This window comes from Neisseria zalophi (assembly GCF_008807015.1).
GTDB classification, from domain to species: Bacteria; Pseudomonadota; Gammaproteobacteria; order Burkholderiales; family Neisseriaceae; genus Neisseria; species Neisseria zalophi.
Genome location: NZ_CP031700.1, coordinates 698777 through 715690, shown reverse-complemented (window position 1 = coordinate 715690; position 16914 = coordinate 698777). Strand labels below are relative to the sequence as shown.

The window sequence follows — 16914 nt, the reverse complement described above, 5'->3', positions numbered from 1 at the left end:
ATAATTCTCAAATACTACTCAGGTTTAATATGATAAACAAATACTTTAGAACGGCGCTTGCTTTCAAGATACTCACTCAACCTACCCGCAGGTAATTCTTCGGAAGAGGCCGTCTGAAAACCACGTTCGATAAACCATTCCCCGGTATGGGTTGATAAAGCAAACAGGCGGAGGATATGGCGTTTGCGTGCCTGATGAATCAAGTGTTCGAGCAGGCGTTCCCCATAGCCGCTGTCTCGCGCTTCAGGCAACACCACCAAACAGGCCAACTCCCCCGCATCGCTATCAGGAAAGGTTTTCAGGGCGACGCAACCGTAAATCTGATTATCATGCTCCAAAACCGAAAACTCACCGATATGGTTTTCCAAATATTCCCGGCTGCGGCGCAACAGAACCCCCTGTTCTTCAAGCGGGCGTATCAGATTAGTAATTTCCGGAATATCGCCGATTTGCGCCTCACGAATATGCATAAACGCATCCAGTGCAATAGAAGTGCCCACCCCGTGACGGGTAAACAATTCCGCAATCAGGCTGCCATTTTTACGGCCGCTGAGAATCTGAGTACGCTTAATACCATTTTCCACCGCATTCACAGCAGATTGCAACAATCTGCGCTGCTCTGGGGAAACTGTTTGATTATCGAGTAAGGTGCGGGCTTCTTGTGCGGAAAGGTTGCTCCATACCTCGCCCTGCGCATCAATAATGCCTTCTTCTTCAATTAGGTATACCAGTTTTTCCGCCTGCAACGCAATCGCCGCCGCTTCGGCAATATCGCCCATACTCAAATTGAATGTTTTACCGCTGAGTGAATGACCTATCGGGCTGATTAGCACCAAAGCCCCGTCATTCAGACGGCTGCGGATACCTTCAGTATCGACTTTGCGCACAATACCGGTGTGGCACATATCAATTCCGTCTATCACACCGAGCGGCCGGGCGGAAACAAAATTGCCGCCGGCAATACTTAACGGGCGGCTGCGGAAAGGTGTGTGAGCGATACCTGTCAACAAAGCAGCTTCAATATCGCTACGAATCATACCGCAAGCCTGCTTTGCATGGATTAAAGTATCGTCGTCAGTAATGCGACGGCCATTGTAATATTCCGGCGAACGGCCGGCAACGGTATCTAAGGCATTGATTTGCGTACGGGAACCATGTACAACCACCAAGCGCACACCTAAGCCGGCAATCAGATTTAAATCCGTTGCCAGCGTTCGGAGTGTTTCACCGGAAAGCAAACTATCGGCCACGCCGACCACCAGCGTTTTACCGCGCAAATATTGGATATAAGGCGCGGCTTCCCGAAAATCACTGATAAAGTCGACAACATTAGTCATATTAATTTAATAAGATTATGTAAAAAAGTTGCATAATCAGCACTGTTAGCGCAATCAGTGTCGCCAACGTCCAATTGACACTTTCTTTCGCAGGCTGTGCGGCAGCAGGTACCACGACCGGTGTTACGGCTGCTTCAGGCGGTGTTGGAACAACTTCTACTTTTTGCTCAATCGGAGAAGACTCGGCCGAAAGTTTGGTTTCATCCCCGGAATGTATATTATCCAACAACTCGGCAATTTCGTTTTTTGACAACACTTTTTTAGCCCGAACTTTAGGGCCAAGCGCATGTATCAGCTTAGTATCGGTTAAAGCATTGGGCAAATCAATAGGTTCGGGTTCGTCCGGCGTAGCCGTAATGTGGCCTCTGGCCTGAAATAGGCCATCGCATTTGCTACATACCACGAAGCCTTGGGCAACGTTAAACTGTGTGTTTTTAACCCAAAGCCGGGTTTTGCAGTGTGGGCAGGTGCAAACAGGCATAATATTTATAATAAAAGTGATTTATGAAAAAAGTATTCTAAGTGTTTTCAAACAGCATGTGAAGCCGGATACGGCAAGCGGCTCAATACCGTATCCGATCGGATAATCAAACTATTTATCCCCGTATCAATCAGCAACAAAACACTCAAAACAGTGATGAAAGTTTCCCGCTATACTTTTAAATTATGCGGGCATGACGTACCATATAAGCTATTCATTATTGCCAAAGTATTCGGCCCAATATATATCCGCTTTATCTTGTGATGATAAATAATAAATAAAGGAAAAAATATGAACGAACCCAAATCCACCGTAGTGATTACGCCTGACGATCTACCTTTATACTGTTCGGGCCCAACTAATGAATCTTGGAACGGACATCCGCGTGTCTTTCTGCCGATTGAGTCTAACGGTATGGCCGAATGCCCCTACTGCGGCACTATCTACAAATTAGAAGGCGAAGTTAAAAAACATCACTAAGATAAAACGGATACGGCAGCATATTTATGCTGCTTTTTTATAGGCTACTGGCAACATCATCAATAAGGGATTGGTTAGTAATGTTTCATTTCAGGCCGTCTGAAACACATTATTCAGCTACGCCAATAAAGCATACTATTTAAGCCTGATTATTATAATAGCGGTAAGCTTCTTCCATATTCTCAAACTGATAAAGACTGCCTGCTTCCAACACCATGGCATTATCGCAATATTGCTTCATCGCGCTCGGGCTGTGCGATACCAAAATAATCGAACGGTCTTGGCGTTTTTCAAATAACTCATAACGGCATTTTGCCGAAAACCGCGAATCCCCTACCGCAATCACTTCGTCAATCAGATAACAATCAAATTCCACCGCCAAAGACAAAGCAAACGCCAGCCGCGCTTTCATCCCGGAAGAATAATTTTTGACCGGTTCGTATAAATACTGACCCAGCTCTGAAAATTCTTCGGTAAACGCTTTCACATAATCAGTATCTACATTATAAATGCGACAAATAAAGCGTAAATTATCCATACCTGTAAGGCTGCCTTGGAACGCCCCACTAAACGCCAGCGGCCAAGAAATACTCATCGTACGCTTGATTTCACCTTCACTTGGCGGCTCCACCCCACTAATCAGGCGGATTAACGTTGACTTACCCGCCCCGTTTCTACCCAAAATACCGACTTTTTCCCCTTTTTGCAGCTGGAAATGAATGTCTTTTAATACAGTACGCCAGCCGAAACGTGTTTTATACCGTTTGGAAACATGCTCTACCGAAATCATCGCGCTTCCACCCCTTTACTGAATCCAGCCACCATGGCCAACCCGACAAACAATAAAACCAAATCACACAATAACAAATACCACGGGTTTTCCATCGTTATCACCGAGCTGCCGAAATAGCCGTGTCGAAACATTTCCGTACCGTGAATCATCGGTATCCACAATACATATTTTTGCGCTTGTATAGGCAGTGAGGAAACAAAAAAGAATGCTCCCGATAACGGTAACAAAATAAAACTCAAAGTACTCCAAATTTTACCGAAGGCATCGAATTTAAATGCAATTGAGCAGATAATCAAACCCAATCCGAATGCGAACAATGCCATTAGCAACCAAGCCAAGAGCATATAAAAAATATCATTCGGCACATCAACCCAACGTATGGCAATCAACACTGCCATAATCGCAATTTGGGCGATTGTCGCACCTGCCACTTCTAATAATGTACGGCTGATAATCGTATCCAACACACGCACATTGCGGTGATATAACAAGCTAACATTAGCAGAAATCGCTCCAATGGCACGGTTAGAAGCATTGCGCCACATCATTGCCATCGGATATCCTGTCAATATAAAAGCCACAATATTTAGAGATGAAATTCTGTCGGCTCGCAAAAACTTCCATAAAAAAACAATCAGCAAAGTCAACATCAACGGCTCGACAAACAACCACAGAAAACCCAGATTATTGCGCCCGTAGCGGGTAATAATCTCTCGCATCAGTAGTGCGCCGATCACCCTTTTCTGAATAGCCAAAGACTCTTTTAATGAGGTTTCATATAACGTTTTCATCAGTTTTTATGCTCTCTCACACTTGCAGTCAGCAAACTGATAATGCCATACAGCATCAAACCGATAACCAAAGTGGCAATGATGTTATAAAGCCTTTGCGGCCTTAATGCCAAATCGGGTTTACTCGGATAGGAAACTACCTCTAAATAAAGCTGCTTGCGCTCTGCTTCGGCTTTGGCATTTTCCAAAGACACAATAGCCGCTGCCAACTGCTTTTCCGCCAATTCGTTTTCAAGAAACACGCGTTGGTAAGATGCGGCTTGAGCAGTAATAGATTTATCCGAACTGCCGGAAATCATTTGCATCTGCTGCCTGATTTCGCGCTTCAGACTTCTTTCACGCGCTTGCAGGCCTGATATTTGCGGGTTTTCCGGTGCAATCGCCCGCACCTGATCCAATTGGGTTTGAATCACAATCAACTCATCCTGCAATTTAGAGACCAGCCCCATTTTCGCTTCCGATTGGGCCTTCAAATCGAAAATACCGTTTTGAGTACGATACACCGCCATATCTTCCGCCGCTTGCTTCACCCGCTCTTCGGCAACCGAAACATTCTGCTCTGCCTGAGTCAACGTATCCTTTCGCGCTCGCTCGTTCAGTTTATTAATCAAATCCTCGCCTGCACGCAACAGAGCACTATTAATCGCCTGCGACTCAGCAGCATTAAAAGATTCAACTCCCAAAACGGAAATGCCTGATATCGGATCAAAAGAAATTTTCACCTTATCCTTATAATATTGATAAAACGCCTCTTCACCATCGCGCCAGCCAAACCCATTAAAACGGCTGAAAATATCGCCTTGGGTTTCATAATAAGAGCGCACGGGCATTGACTTACCCAATTCAGACAAAGCGGTACGCGAACCCATATACTCGCGTACGGTATAGGTATCATCTTGAGCACGGCTCAAACCTGCACTTTGCAGCAAAGCACCCAACCCGGACACTGAAGCCTGATTACTTTGCGAGCGCACCACAAAACTGGATTCAGATACATAACGATCAGCTGCCCATGCAGAAAAATAAACCGTGGAACATACCGTTGGAATAATCACCGTTACCCAAAAAAGCTTGCTAAAACGCCGTATAAAAGGCTTACGTTTTTTCTGTACTTTCGCTGCCTGTTCTGTAGCCTGTTTGGTTTTAGCCGCTTCCTGCTCTTTTGCCGCCTGTTCCGCTGCCTGTTTGGCTTTGGCCGCGTCCTGTTCTTTCGCTGCCTGCTCTGCCGCCTGTTTTGCCTTAGCTGCTTCTTGTTCTTTCGCAGCTTGTTCAGACTGTGTTTTTTCCGTACCTAATTTTTGTTCAGACATTGCACTTTTCCCGATTATTCACCCAAATTATTAATACTGTTCACACCGCTAACAACTGGAGAAAACACAAATTGTAGGAATTTTTGTACTTCAGCCAACGGTGCATTTGCCACATAAACAATATCTTTGTTTTTTACCGGAAACCGTTGCAGCCAGAATAAAGAATTGGCATTAGAAAGATCCATACGGTACACAGTAGGCACATCCATTGCCAAACTATATCCCTTATCCAACCACCTGCCCTGCTCATTATCAGGCAGTGCCGAAACAGGCTGATAGCGGAATACAAACACACCGCCCGCATTAGAGCGCCTGTCTTGCAGACCGCCTACCGTGCCGAGTGCTTCGCCCAAATTCATTCCTTTAGCCGAAAAGCCTACCTGCCGATTCCGCCCCAATGCACCCAAAGCGGTAAAACTAAACGGATTGCTCAGCAAGGTCAGCACATCACCGGAGCGCAATACCACATTTTGAGACGGATCCGCCGTAATCTTCTCCAGCGCCACCGTTCGAACCATATTACCCCGTGCCAGCTGCACCGATATATCCTGAATATTGCTATCCGCACCACCAACAGCAGCCACCGCATCCAATACCCGTTCATGATGCCCCGTTAACGGCATACGGAGGCTTTTACCGCTGCGAATCACTGTTACATTACTAGAATTATTTTGCACCACCCGCACCATGGCCTGCGGCTGATTCGCCATCTTTTTCAGACGGCCTATAATATGCCGACGAATTTCAGCCGGTGTTTTACCGCTCACCGAAACATTGCCCAAAAAAGGCATGGAAATCATGCCTTGGGAATTCACAGCCTGAGGCGGCAGGCTCACCGTCTGCGCGGCGCCCGATCCCAATGAAGTCAGCGAACCGCCGAATAAAACCGCCGGAGGCGCTTCCCACAAAGTAATCTCCAAAACATCACCTTCGCCAACCCTATCGGCAAATCCCGATCCGGAAGCACCAAAATCAGCAAGCGACTGTTTATAGTCGGCAGCATAAAGTGAAGAAACCACATGCTCATTTATATCGACAACAGCCACATCCGGCACTTGTTGCTCTTGAGTATTTTGTGACTGCAGGCCGTTAATCTGTTTTTGACTAGGGCCTGATGTTGGTAAATTACCACATGCAGTCAAACCAGCTAATATTACCCAGATATTAAGCTTCCTCAAGCTAATCATTTTTTAAAATTTCCTTACATATCAAAACAAAAAGATTCAAAACAATTGCAATATATTATCATTTTATGAAAAATTAGAATACTATCTCGTAAAAAAAATATACCCAAAATAATTATTTGTAATATTTTTATAATAAATGTCAATAGATATGTTTAAAAAAATGACTATGCTTATTATAATAAATGTATATTATAAAATATAAAATTTTATACAAATGAAGAAATTAAAAAAGTTAACAAACCACCCGGGAATTTTTTTTCGAGACTTTCTAAACAAAAAATATCCAGTTACCAACGGAGAGCAACTGGTAATTGAAGAACATGAAGCATTATTAATTGAAAATGATTTGAAATTATCATCATTTGAATCCAACATAAACAAGACAAAATTCCCTGTTGATGTTGTATTCACATGGGTGGATAACAGCGACCCTAATTGGCAAGATAAATACCAAAACTGTATAAAAGAAATCTCTTATGAGGGTCTTTATAACAACGATATCGCAAGGTTCAATAATCACAATGAGCTATATTACTCCATTTATAGCGTCAAAAAATTTATGCCTTGGGTTCGTAATATTTATATAGTCACCGATAATCAGCTACCAACTTGGTTAAATAATGACAACAATGACAATATCTTTATTATTAATCATACTGAAATTATTGAGCACCAATACTTACCAACTTTCAATTCTCATGTAATAGAAGCAAATTTACATAAAATACCTAATTTAAGTGAAAATTTTATCTATTTCAATGATGATGTATTTGTTGCCCGCCCATTGAGTAAAGAGCATTTTTTTCGCCCTAATGGTATTGCTTCGATTTTTTTATCAGGGAAAACATTAAACGCCATGAAAAAAAAAGGCGTAATGACCCCTACATTATTCGCCTCATTCAATAGTATTAATCTATTAAATCGACATTATGATATTTATTTAGACAGGCCATTGGTTCACACATATGTTCCTTTGAAAAAAAGTATGTATCAACTAGCATGGAAATTGTATGAGCATGAAATTAACTGTTTTTTAAGCAATCAACTTCGTAGTAATGATGACTTAAATATGGCTACATTTTTAATACCTTGGCTGACTTATTGTGAGGGTAAAGCAGTATCTACCCGTGAGATTTGCTATTACTTCAATATACGTTCCGCAGATGCCCCTGCCAAATATACAAAATTACTTAGAAATAATGGTATAGGGAAACAACCTCATTCTTTTTGCGCCAATGACTTTAACAGTACCCATAATATTATTAATTACCAAGAAAATCTCATATCAACGCTACGCAAATATTATCAAATTTAATTTTTAATTAAGGGATATCGTCATGCTCTCAAAGCATTTTTTATTTAGTATCATTATGCCAATTTACAATGTTGAGCAATGGCTCTCAGAAGCTATTGATAGCATTCTCGCACAAAAAAATATCAACTTTGAAAAAGATGTACAATTAATTTTAGTTAATGATTGCAGTCCCGATAATTCTGAAGATATTTGTTTAAAATATCAAAAACGCTACCCTAATAATATTTTTTATGTAAAGAACAAGATAAATCAAGGACTTTCTGCAACTAGAAATAATGGACTTACACATGCGAGAGGGAAATACGTCAACTTTTTCGACCCAGATGACAAACTTTCTGATTCAGTTCTGTATGAAGTCAATAAATTCTTTAATGAAAATAAAGAAGATATTGCCCACGTATCTATACCGTTAGTTTTTTTTGAAGCAGCATCAGGAATGCATCCTAAGTATGTATTATTTGGCAATAAAAATCGAATTATAGATTTACAAAAAGAAGGGCAAAATTTTATTTTATCATCCGCTAGTTCTTTCTATAAACTAGACATGATAAAAAATATGACTTTTGATACTTCCTTATTTGGAGAAGAAGACACTTTATTCAATTTTAATTTATATAAAAATATAGATAAAATTGGGTATGTATGTGAAAACAATGTTTATTATCATTATAGAAAAAGAACAATCGGGGGTTCTCAAGTTGATTTAAGCTCAGTGAAACCTCAAGCATTCCATACACCGATAAATTTATTGAACAATATTATTACTCAAACTAATATTGATCAACAAAGTCATCTATTCTATGAGCTATGTATCTATCAGCTTCGTTCACGATTAAAGAATATAAAACCGGAAATCTTTGAAAGTATAGATGAATATAACTATATTATTTCAAAATATAGAGAATTTATTGCATATATTCCTAAAGAATTTATTCTCAAAAAAACCAAATTTCTACCTGAATATGATGACAAAATTGCTTTTCTAACAAATATATATAGCAAAAAAATATCTATAAATCACGATGCATTTATTACAATAGATAACGAAAAAATATTCAAATGCAATGAATTACCTATAGATATTAAAAGCATGTCTGTAGAAAAAAATACTTTTATTATTGAAGTATTATTTAATAATTATGATTTAAACGATTTAGATATCGTTTTAATGGATAAACATAAATGCATTATTAAACCAGTACAACAATATGTATGCGATAGTATTTACATCAAAAAATCTGCTGGATTTAAATCTTCAGAAAATATTTTATATGTTAGATTTGAAATTCCTCTTTTGAAAGCCAACTCATTTAAATTTTACTTTAAACGTAAATATAATAACTACCTACATATTATTAATAGAATAAGAACATATAGCGAAAGCCCTTTCCTCCCAAGTGGTGTTTTTAATAGTAAATTATTTAAACTATATTCTGATGTAGATACATCAGTGACCTTATTTCAAAGAGTTTCTTATAGAAAAACAAATTATTTTAATAAACTATCTAATAGAATTAAAGCATTTTATAAAAAAGAAAAAAGCATAATACATTTAAATGGCTTCGATTATTGAAAAAAGAGAAAAACTGCTATTGGTTATTTAATGATCGTCCAATAAATGCAAATGATAATGCTGAGTATTTTTTTGAATACATCAACAAAAATCATAAAAAAATTGCAAAAAAATGCTACTTTATTTTGAGTAAAGATTCACCTGATATAGATAGGATGAGAAAAATTGGAAAAGTAGTTATTCAAAATAGTTTTAAGCATAAGTATTTATATTTAAACGCTAAATATATTTTTACTTCACATTTAGCAACTTCATTTTTTAAACCCATATCGTTTAAGCATTTAAAATATTATAACGACTTAATTGAATCTAAAATTGTTTGGTTGCAACACGGTATTACAATGAACGATATTGAATCTGCTGCAAATAAATTTAATAAACAAGTGAGTAAGATTGTTACAGGAGCAACCTTTGAGTCTCAAATATTTAGCCAAAAGAAATTTTTCTATCAAGACAATGACTTATATAAAACTGGCTTCCCTCGTTATGATAAACTCAGAAAAGGAAATGAAAAAACTATTTTAATTATGCCAACTTGGCGCTCTTATTTAAGTGGACGGATCCTCCCAAGTGGTTTACATGCAGAAATAGATTCTTTTAAGGATTCTGCATATTTTAATAATTTCTTTAATTTATTAAGTAATGAAGAATTATATGAAAAATTAAAAGAATATGGATATAAAATCAAATTTATCTTACACCCAGGATTTAAACAATATGTTAAATATTTTAAACCATTAGATAATGATGTAATTGAAATTATTGATGAGGTATCTTTTTCTTACAATAAACTATTTAATGAGTCATGTTTACTAGTTACTGATTACTCCAGCGTCTTTTTTGATTTTTCATATACAAAAAAACCATGTTTATTTTTTCAATTCGATACAGACGAATTTTATGGAAATCATTATAAAAAAGGTTATTTTGACTTTGAAACTATGGCGCCAGGTAAAATTATTACTGATTTAAATCTTTTAACTTGGGAAATCATAAAAATGATGGAAACTAATATGTATATGGATAATATATATATCAATCGTATTTCCAATATTCATCAGTATATGGACAATCAAAACTCAGAAAGACTTTTAGCGGAGGTTTTAAAAAATGGCTAAACGTAATATTAGAATGAAAGAATTTGAAGCTAATATAGAGAAAATTCATATACCAACTGATGAATATTTAAAAAAATCGCCATCATTAAATAAGGAACAAGCTTATTTTCAACGTACTGATGAAAATGGCTTTATTCAATCAAATTTATTTTTTAATGAAGATTTTAAAGTAGTAATCATCGGTGATTCATTTGTAGAAAATATTTTTGTAGATGAATCAAAACGCATCCACTCTATAATAGAAACAAGATTTCTCAATATAGGCAAAAAGGTTAAGGTTTATAATGCAGGAGTTTCGGGGGCGACTGGATTAGGCATGTTAAATACTATTTTAAATAAAATAGTATATTTAAAACCTGATTTGATTATTTATGTACAACCTTGTTGTGATTTTAGCGCATTACTGTATAAACAAGGCTATTTTAATGATAGTAAATTTTTTTCTAATCTAGTGCCTTCTTCTGAAAAAGATACACCATATTTTGAAACGATAGAAAACAATGCTAAACAAATTTTAAATAATATTTGTTTAGTATCTAAATTATGTGAAATTAATGATATTAAGCTCAGTATAGCTACTTGTTGTTCTATATCATCAAAACGTCAATTAAAAATCATGAATGATATTATTAGGAATAACATCTCATTTGGATATAAATTAATAGATCTTGATAATATTATTCCAAAATCTGAATTATATTTTTATGACAATGTTCATTTAAACTGGAAAGGGAGTGATTTTTTAGGAGATATATTGTTTAATCATATCAATGATAACTTTTCTATTAAACACTCCAAGGTTGAGCATAAAAAGCAATTAATAAAATTTGAAAATGTTGTATTTAATAAATTAAACAACTCAGAAATCATTGAAATTAAAAATAATTCAAGGTTATCTATTTCATTTAAATTTAATAATATAAATAAAGATAAAAAAGGCCATTTGTTTATTAATCTAAAAGTTCTTTATTTTATAAATGGAGCAATTAATCATACCGAAATACATAAAATAAAACATCCAATAGGATATGAGCTTGAAAGTTCTATAGCTTTACATGCTACTAAAACAAAATATGATGCTCTGCAAATTGAATTATCCGTAGATAATCATGACACACCGATTAATATTGATTATTTTTATTTACATCATATTTATGAAAATCAAGGGGATATGTTATGACCATACTAATTACAGGAGGAACAGGCTTTATTGGTTCCCATACTGCTATTTCTCTAATCCAATCTAATTATGAAGTAGTTATTTTAGACAACTTATGTAATTCATCTATTAAAATTCTCCCTAGATTAGAACATCTTACAGGGAAAAAAATTACATTTTACAAAGGTGATATCCGCGATCGTGTGCTGCTGAAAAAAATCTTTTCCACTCACAAAATACAAACCGTTATGCATTTTGCCGGCCTGAAATCTGTTGGCGAAAGCAATAGCTATCCTTCTAAATATTATGAAAACAATGTTGTAGGCAGTTTAATATTGGCAGAAGAAATGGCAGCAGCAGGCGTTTTTAATTTGGTATTCAGTTCTTCCGCTACGGTTTATGGGAATCCCATTCGTACACCGATTACTGAAGATATGCCCACAGGCGGAACAACCAACCCTTATGGGACTTCGAAATATATGGCAGAGCGGATTTTGAGTGATATTCAAAAATCGGATCCCCGTTGGAGTATGGTTTTATTGCGCTATTTCAATCCTGTCGGTGCTCATGAAAGTGGATTAATTGGTGAACAACCAAATGGTATTCCAAATAATTTATTACCTTATATCTGTCAGGTAGCCTCTGGGAAACTACCTTATTTATCAGTTTTTGGTAACGACTATCCGACACCTGACGGAACAGGTATTCGAGACTATATCCATGTAGTGGATTTGGCTGAAGGCCATCTGAAAGCAATGGAAGCAAAAAATGGTTGTCCTGGTGTACATACCTTTAATTTGGGAACAGGGAACGGCTACTCGGTATTGGAAATTATTCAAGCGTTTGAAACGGCCTCGGGTAAAAATATTACTTATGAATTGAAGCCACGTCGTTCCGGTGATATTGCCATTTGTTTTGCCGATACCAAATTTGCAGAAAGTCAAATAGGATGGCGCGCAGGACGTAATTTAACTGAAATGATGACAGATGCGTGGCGTTGGCAAACTAAAAATCCTAACGGCTACGAATAAAATTTTTCAAAATGAAAACAAAGCCGCTTATCCTTTCTAAAGGCATTTGGAAAATAGTTTCTGCCTGTAATTTTTTTCCCGAATATCATTTTCAGAAAAATATTGCTCAGGCAGATGCTGTTTTCGGTTGGGGCTTGCGTCCATCTACCCGAAAAGCGCGGGCTTACGCCAAACAATACAGTCTTCCTTATATTGCCCTGGAAGACGGCTTTATCCGATCTCTTGGGTTAGGTGCGAAAGGCCATCCGCCGCTTTCTTTGGTCGTCGATGATGTGGGGATTTATTATGACACTAACCGCCCCTCTCATTTGGAACATCTGATTTTGAGTGCAGATTCAATTGCGCCTGAAATGCTTGCCGATGCCGAAAAAGCCATCAGCCTCATTATTCAAAACAAACTTTCCAAATATAACCATGCACCAGAATTTTCAGACGGCCTCAAAAGAGGATCGCCGTCTGAAAGGCCTATTGTTTTGGTTGTTGATCAAACTTTCGGTGATATGGCGGTGAAGCATGGTGGTGCAGACGAGCATACGTTTTATGAAATGTTTCAGACGGCCTTATCTGAAAACCCGGATGCGGAAATCTGGGTAAAAACACACCCTGATGTTTTGAGTGGTAAAAAACGCGGCTACCTGACTGATATTTCTTTATCGGATAACCGTATCCGTTTATTGGCTCAAGATATTAATCCGATTTCCCTTTTAGAAAAAGCCGATAAGGTTTATTGCGTTACTTCTCAAATGGGGTTTGAAGCATTATTGCTGGACAAACATGTGGTTACTTTCGGCCTGCCTTGGTATGCAGGCTGGGGTGTTTCAGATGACCGCCATGAAGCGTTACCTGATCTGATTCGGGAAAACCGCCGCTCTCCCCGCTCGGTTGTGCAGCTTTTTGCGGCCGCTTATCTGCAATATAGCCGCTATATCAATCCTAATACAGGCGAGCCGGGCACGATATTTGATGTGATTGATTATTTGACTACTGCCCGCCGTCTGAATGAGAAGCTGCGCGGTTGTTTTTATTGCGTCGGTATGTCTTTGTGGAAGCGTGCGATTATCAAGCCTTTTTTTAATGTACCCTCATGCCGTCTGAAATTTGTTTCTTCCATTAAAAAGCTGGAAAAAGAAAAACTTCCTAAAGATGCACGGCTTTTAATATGGGGCCGTGGTAATGATGAAATCAACAGATTTGCCGAAAACCGCCGCCTGCCCGTGGTTCATATGGAAGACGGCTTTATCCGTTCGGTCGGCTTGGGATCGAATCTGGTGGCGCCGCTTTCATTGGTTACCGACGATATCGGTATTTATTTTGATGCATCCCGCCCCTCCCGCTTGGAGTCTATTTTAGAAAACCAAATATTTACCGAACAAGACTTTCAGACGGCCACTTATATCAGGGATATGCTCACTCAAGCGAAAATCAGTAAATACAACTTAGGTGGGAGCAAGCTCAATATACCCGAAACCCAACGCAAAATCGTGCTGGTACCCGGCCAGGTGGAAGATGATGCTTCTATCCGTTTCGGTTCGCCAAAAATTCACACCAATTTGGCCTTATTGAAAAAAGTTCGGGAATGCAATCCCAAAGCTTATATTATTTATAAACCGCATCCTGATGTGATTAGCGGCAACCGTATCGGGGCGGTTTCGGTTGAAGACGTGGCAAAATATGCAGATCAATTGGTGGTGGATTGCGATATCCTCACCTGTTTGGAAGTTGTAGATGAAGTACACACCATGACTTCGCTGACAGGCTTTGAAGCATTATTGCGCGGTAAAACGGTTCACTGCTACGGCTTGCCTTTTTATGCCGGATGGGGGCTAACCCATGATGATTTATCGGCTACGAGAAGAACGCGAAAACTGGATTTATGGGAATTAATTGCCGGGACACTTATTTATTATCCAAGCTATATCCACCCGGAAACCCGTCGTTTTATTTCTGTCGACACGGCTATACATCTTCTATCACTATACAAACAAAACAATAAAAACAATGATTTAATTCAAAAAAACTATTTATCCAAGCAATTAGGCAAATTAAAACAGCTCACTGCATTACTAATACCTAATTAATTGTTTAATATATGTTATAATTACAAATATTTTAAAAAAATAACAAATAATAAATATGGGAAAAATATATACCAAAAGTAATTTGGAAACTTTAACGTTCCAAAGCAAACGTCTGCTACTGCTTCAAGGGCCTATCGGATCTTTTTTTAAAGATTTTTCACAATGGCTCACGGATAAACATGCCAAAACCGTTTTTAAATTAAACTTTAATTATGGTGATGAGTATTTTTATCCGGAAGATATACCGAACACTTTTGCCTATCGCGATACTTATCAGGCTTTTCCTGATAAGTTGGCTGCTTTTATTGCCGAGCACGAAATCGATACAATTGTATGCTTTGGTGATGCGCGGCCTTATCATCAAATAGCCAAACAAACAGCAGCCGCTCAAGGCTTGGATTTTTGGGCATTTGAGGAAGGTTATTTCCGTCCGTTTTATATTACCTTGGAAAAAAGCGGTGTGAATGCCTTCTCTCCCCTCCCCCGCTGCGCCACTTTCTTTCAAAAACAATTATCATCACTACCACAAACCGTATATCAGGAACCACCCGTTATCAAAGGCGGCTTTGTGCCAATGGCAAAATGCGCTATGCGCTACTATTGGGCAGCCAACCGCCGCAGTAAATCATATCCGCATTATATTCACCATCGCATGATGGATATACCCGTTTATATCCGCTCTTGGGCACTTTCGGGTATCAAACGTCTGCTTTATGTATTGAAAGATTATAAATTTGCACGCGCCGTTAAAAACGGGCGCTATGGCAAATTTTATATTTTGCCATTACAAGTGTTTAACGACAGCCAAGTACGTGTTCACAGCGACTTTTCATCGGTACGAAGTTTTCTATTGCATGTCTTAACTTCTTTTGCCACCCATGCACCTGAAGATACCAACCTGATTGTCAAACATCATCCAATGGATAGAGGCTTTACCAATTATCGTAAAGATATTCAACAGCTTATAAAAAAACACCCCGAGCTTAAGAAACGTATTTTTTATGTTCACGATACTTCCCTGCCCACCTTACTACGACATGGCATAGGCATGGTAACGCTCAATAGTACTAGCGGGCTTTCTGCATTGATTCACAATATGCCGGTTAAGGTTCTCGGTCGTTGCAGCTATGATATTGCGGGCATCACCTACCAAAATAGTTTGGCTCAGTTCTGGAAACAGCCAACACCGCCCAATCCCGAACTTTTTCATGCCTATCGGATGTATCATCTGAATGTAACCCAGATTCATGGCAATTTTTACAGCAAGGTGAGTTTACCTGAAATCGCAAATGAGAAGCATATCGCAATACACCCTATTGAAGTTGGTAATAGCTATATGGCTGCCTATCACTGCTCAAGTATCCATAGCCCGCTTATACCCAATCATTCTTTACAGAATTCCAACTATATTCCAGTTTCTGCCCGCTATTCGCTAAATAATCACAACTCCAAGTGAAATATTAAACACAATGCTGCACCAAACAGATAAATAGGTTTATCAACAAAATATAAAAACACATACAGGGATACTTTATAGCTAAAAAGGCCGTCTGAAACTTTTTCAGACGGCCTTTTCTGAATATTATCAATTTTATAACATTCAGAAACAGATAACTCAGTATGCGTACTTTGCTGCTAATTTTTAGCCAGTTTGAGCGCCAACTCTGCCAACCGTTTGCCTTGGGCAAACGCAATCTGTTGCTCTTCATGGCTTAACGGTGTTCTACCATCATGCCCTGCCACGTGCGATGCACCGTATGGCGTGCCACCTGCTTGTGTTTGCATCAAAGCGGCTTCACTAAACGGTACCCCGCTGATAACCATACCGTGATGGAGCAACGGCAGCATCATGGTTAATAGGGTCGATTCCTGCCCGCTATGTTGGCCGGATGTGCTGGTAAAGACGGTAGCGGGTTTGCCGATTAATTCGCCACCCAGCCATTCGGATGCGGTGCCATCCAAAAAATATTTGACCGGAGCCGCCATATTGCCGAAACGGGTCGGGCTGCCCAATGCCAAGCCGGCACAATTTTTCAGATCTTCAGCACTAGCATAAGGCGCACCTTGTTCGGGAATATCGTTTTCAACAGCTTCGCAAACAGCCGATACTTTCGGCACCGTACGCAAAACGGCTTCGCAGCCTTCAACGCTTTCGATACCGCGTACAATCTGGCGGGCAAGGTTGAGGGTGCTGCCATGTAGCGAATAATAGACAACAAGTATTTTAAGTGGTTTTTGATTCATCATAGTTTCCGTTACAA

Annotated in this window: 15 protein-coding genes; 8 read left to right on the top strand and 7 right to left on the bottom strand. The window is 38.7% G+C overall.

Going from position 1 to position 16914, the window contains the following annotated elements:
* Window positions 1-14: 14 nt before the first annotated feature.
* Both argA and D0T92_RS03225 read right to left on the bottom strand, forming a co-directional pair.
* The gene (argA, locus tag D0T92_RS03230) at window positions 15-1337 is read right to left on the bottom strand and encodes an amino-acid N-acetyltransferase (RefSeq protein ID WP_151050174.1); all 1323 of its coding nucleotides are present in this window, start codon (window positions 1335-1337) and stop codon (window positions 15-17) included.
* Window position 1338: 1 nt separating this feature from the next.
* Window positions 1339-1818 (bottom strand): MJ0042-type zinc finger domain-containing protein, encoded by a 480-nt coding sequence (locus D0T92_RS03225; protein ID WP_151050172.1) that lies wholly within the window; start codon window positions 1816-1818, stop codon window positions 1339-1341.
* A gap of 291 nt (window positions 1819-2109) precedes the next feature.
* Here D0T92_RS03225 and D0T92_RS03220 point away from each other — a divergent pair, with 291 nt between their 5' ends.
* Window positions 2110-2298 (top strand): zinc-finger domain-containing protein, encoded by a 189-nt coding sequence (locus D0T92_RS03220; protein ID WP_151050169.1) that lies wholly within the window; start codon window positions 2110-2112, stop codon window positions 2296-2298.
* 139 nt (window positions 2299-2437) lie between these two features.
* Here the strand turns inward: D0T92_RS03220 and D0T92_RS03215 are convergent, their stop codons facing one another.
* From D0T92_RS03215 to D0T92_RS03200, 4 genes are read right to left on the bottom strand one after another with little or no spacing between them, the layout of a single operon-like run.
* Window positions 2438-3088 (bottom strand): ABC transporter ATP-binding protein, encoded by a 651-nt coding sequence (locus D0T92_RS03215; protein WP_151050167.1) that lies wholly within the window; start codon window positions 3086-3088, stop codon window positions 2438-2440.
* A complete protein-coding gene (locus D0T92_RS03210) occupies window positions 3085-3882 on the bottom strand; it encodes an ABC transporter permease (protein ID WP_151050165.1) in 798 nt (265 codons plus the stop codon). Before D0T92_RS03210 ends, D0T92_RS03215 begins: the two co-directional genes overlap by 4 nt.
* A complete protein-coding gene (locus tag D0T92_RS03205; protein WP_151050163.1) occupies window positions 3882-5192 on the bottom strand; it encodes a capsule biosynthesis protein in 1311 nt (436 codons plus the stop codon). The genes D0T92_RS03210 and D0T92_RS03205 overlap by 1 nt, the downstream gene beginning before the upstream one ends.
* A 14-nt stretch (window positions 5193-5206) precedes the next feature.
* Window positions 5207-6379: a polysaccharide biosynthesis/export family protein gene (locus tag D0T92_RS03200; protein WP_151050161.1), complete on the bottom strand. Its 1173-nt coding sequence runs from the start codon at window positions 6377-6379 to the stop codon at window positions 5207-5209.
* A 214-nt stretch (window positions 6380-6593) separates the two neighbouring features.
* Between D0T92_RS03200 and D0T92_RS03195 the strand changes: the two genes are divergently transcribed.
* From D0T92_RS03195 to D0T92_RS03165, 7 genes are read left to right on the top strand one after another with little or no spacing between them, the layout of a single operon-like run.
* Window positions 6594-7694: a stealth family protein gene (locus D0T92_RS03195; RefSeq protein WP_151050159.1), complete on the top strand. Its 1101-nt coding sequence runs from the start codon at window positions 6594-6596 to the stop codon at window positions 7692-7694.
* A 22-nt stretch (window positions 7695-7716) separates the two neighbouring features.
* Window positions 7717-9267 carry a glycosyltransferase family 2 protein gene (locus D0T92_RS03190; RefSeq protein ID WP_151050156.1) on the top strand — a complete coding sequence of 517 codons (1551 nt, stop codon included), beginning with the start codon at window positions 7717-7719 and terminating at the stop codon, window positions 9265-9267.
* A complete protein-coding gene (locus D0T92_RS03185; RefSeq protein WP_151050154.1) occupies window positions 9264-10385 on the top strand; it encodes a CDP-glycerol glycerophosphotransferase family protein in 1122 nt (373 codons plus the stop codon). Before D0T92_RS03190 ends, D0T92_RS03185 begins: the two co-directional genes overlap by 4 nt.
* Window positions 10378-11565 (top strand): SGNH/GDSL hydrolase family protein, encoded by a 1188-nt coding sequence (locus D0T92_RS03180; protein WP_151050152.1) that lies wholly within the window; start codon window positions 10378-10380, stop codon window positions 11563-11565. The genes D0T92_RS03185 and D0T92_RS03180 overlap by 8 nt, the downstream gene beginning before the upstream one ends.
* Window positions 11562-12575 (top strand): UDP-glucose 4-epimerase GalE, encoded by a 1014-nt coding sequence (gene galE, locus D0T92_RS03175; RefSeq protein WP_151050150.1) that lies wholly within the window; start codon window positions 11562-11564, stop codon window positions 12573-12575. Before D0T92_RS03180 ends, galE begins: the two co-directional genes overlap by 4 nt.
* A gap of 11 nt (window positions 12576-12586) precedes the next feature.
* Complete coding sequence (locus tag D0T92_RS03170; protein WP_151050148.1) at window positions 12587-14653, top strand: capsular polysaccharide biosynthesis protein; 2067 nt, start codon at window positions 12587-12589, stop codon at window positions 14651-14653.
* A 55-nt stretch (window positions 14654-14708) separates the two neighbouring features.
* Window positions 14709-16109, top strand: coding sequence for a capsule biosynthesis protein (locus tag D0T92_RS03165; RefSeq protein WP_151050145.1), 1401 nt, complete (start codon window positions 14709-14711; stop codon window positions 16107-16109).
* A 179-nt stretch (window positions 16110-16288) separates the two neighbouring features.
* On the opposite strand, the gene wrbA is transcribed toward D0T92_RS03165, so the two are convergent.
* Window positions 16289-16897 (bottom strand): NAD(P)H:quinone oxidoreductase, encoded by a 609-nt coding sequence (gene wrbA, locus D0T92_RS03160; RefSeq protein WP_151052953.1) that lies wholly within the window; start codon window positions 16895-16897, stop codon window positions 16289-16291.
* Between the last annotated feature and the right edge of the window lie 17 nt (window positions 16898-16914).

Excerpts from the sequence above, each read along its gene's own strand:
- argA (WP_151050174.1), bottom strand. The coding sequence starts at position 1,337 with ATGACTAATGTTGTCGACTTTATCAGTGATTTTCGGGAAGCCGCGCCT.
- D0T92_RS03225 (WP_151050172.1), bottom strand. The coding sequence starts at position 1,818 with ATGCCTGTTTGCACCTGCCCACACTGCAAAACCCGGCTTTGGGTTAAA.
- D0T92_RS03220 (WP_151050169.1), top strand. The coding sequence starts at position 2,110 with ATGAACGAACCCAAATCCACCGTAGTGATTACGCCTGACGATCTACCT.
- D0T92_RS03215 (WP_151050167.1), bottom strand. The coding sequence starts at position 3,088 with ATGATTTCGGTAGAGCATGTTTCCAAACGGTATAAAACACGTTTCGGC.
- D0T92_RS03210 (WP_151050165.1), bottom strand. The coding sequence starts at position 3,882 with ATGAAAACGTTATATGAAACCTCATTAAAAGAGTCTTTGGCTATTCAG.
- D0T92_RS03205 (WP_151050163.1), bottom strand. The coding sequence starts at position 5,192 with ATGTCTGAACAAAAATTAGGTACGGAAAAAACACAGTCTGAACAAGCT.
- D0T92_RS03200 (WP_151050161.1), bottom strand. The coding sequence starts at position 6,379 with ATGATTAGCTTGAGGAAGCTTAATATCTGGGTAATATTAGCTGGTTTG.
- D0T92_RS03195 (WP_151050159.1), top strand. The coding sequence starts at position 6,594 with ATGAAGAAATTAAAAAAGTTAACAAACCACCCGGGAATTTTTTTTCGA.
- D0T92_RS03190 (WP_151050156.1), top strand. The coding sequence starts at position 7,717 with ATGCTCTCAAAGCATTTTTTATTTAGTATCATTATGCCAATTTACAAT.
- D0T92_RS03180 (WP_151050152.1), top strand. The coding sequence starts at position 10,378 with ATGGCTAAACGTAATATTAGAATGAAAGAATTTGAAGCTAATATAGAG.
- galE (WP_151050150.1), top strand. The coding sequence starts at position 11,562 with ATGACCATACTAATTACAGGAGGAACAGGCTTTATTGGTTCCCATACT.
- D0T92_RS03170 (WP_151050148.1), top strand. The coding sequence starts at position 12,587 with ATGAAAACAAAGCCGCTTATCCTTTCTAAAGGCATTTGGAAAATAGTT.
- D0T92_RS03165 (WP_151050145.1), top strand. The coding sequence starts at position 14,709 with ATGGGAAAAATATATACCAAAAGTAATTTGGAAACTTTAACGTTCCAA.
- wrbA (WP_151052953.1), bottom strand. The coding sequence starts at position 16,897 with ATGAATCAAAAACCACTTAAAATACTTGTTGTCTATTATTCGCTACAT.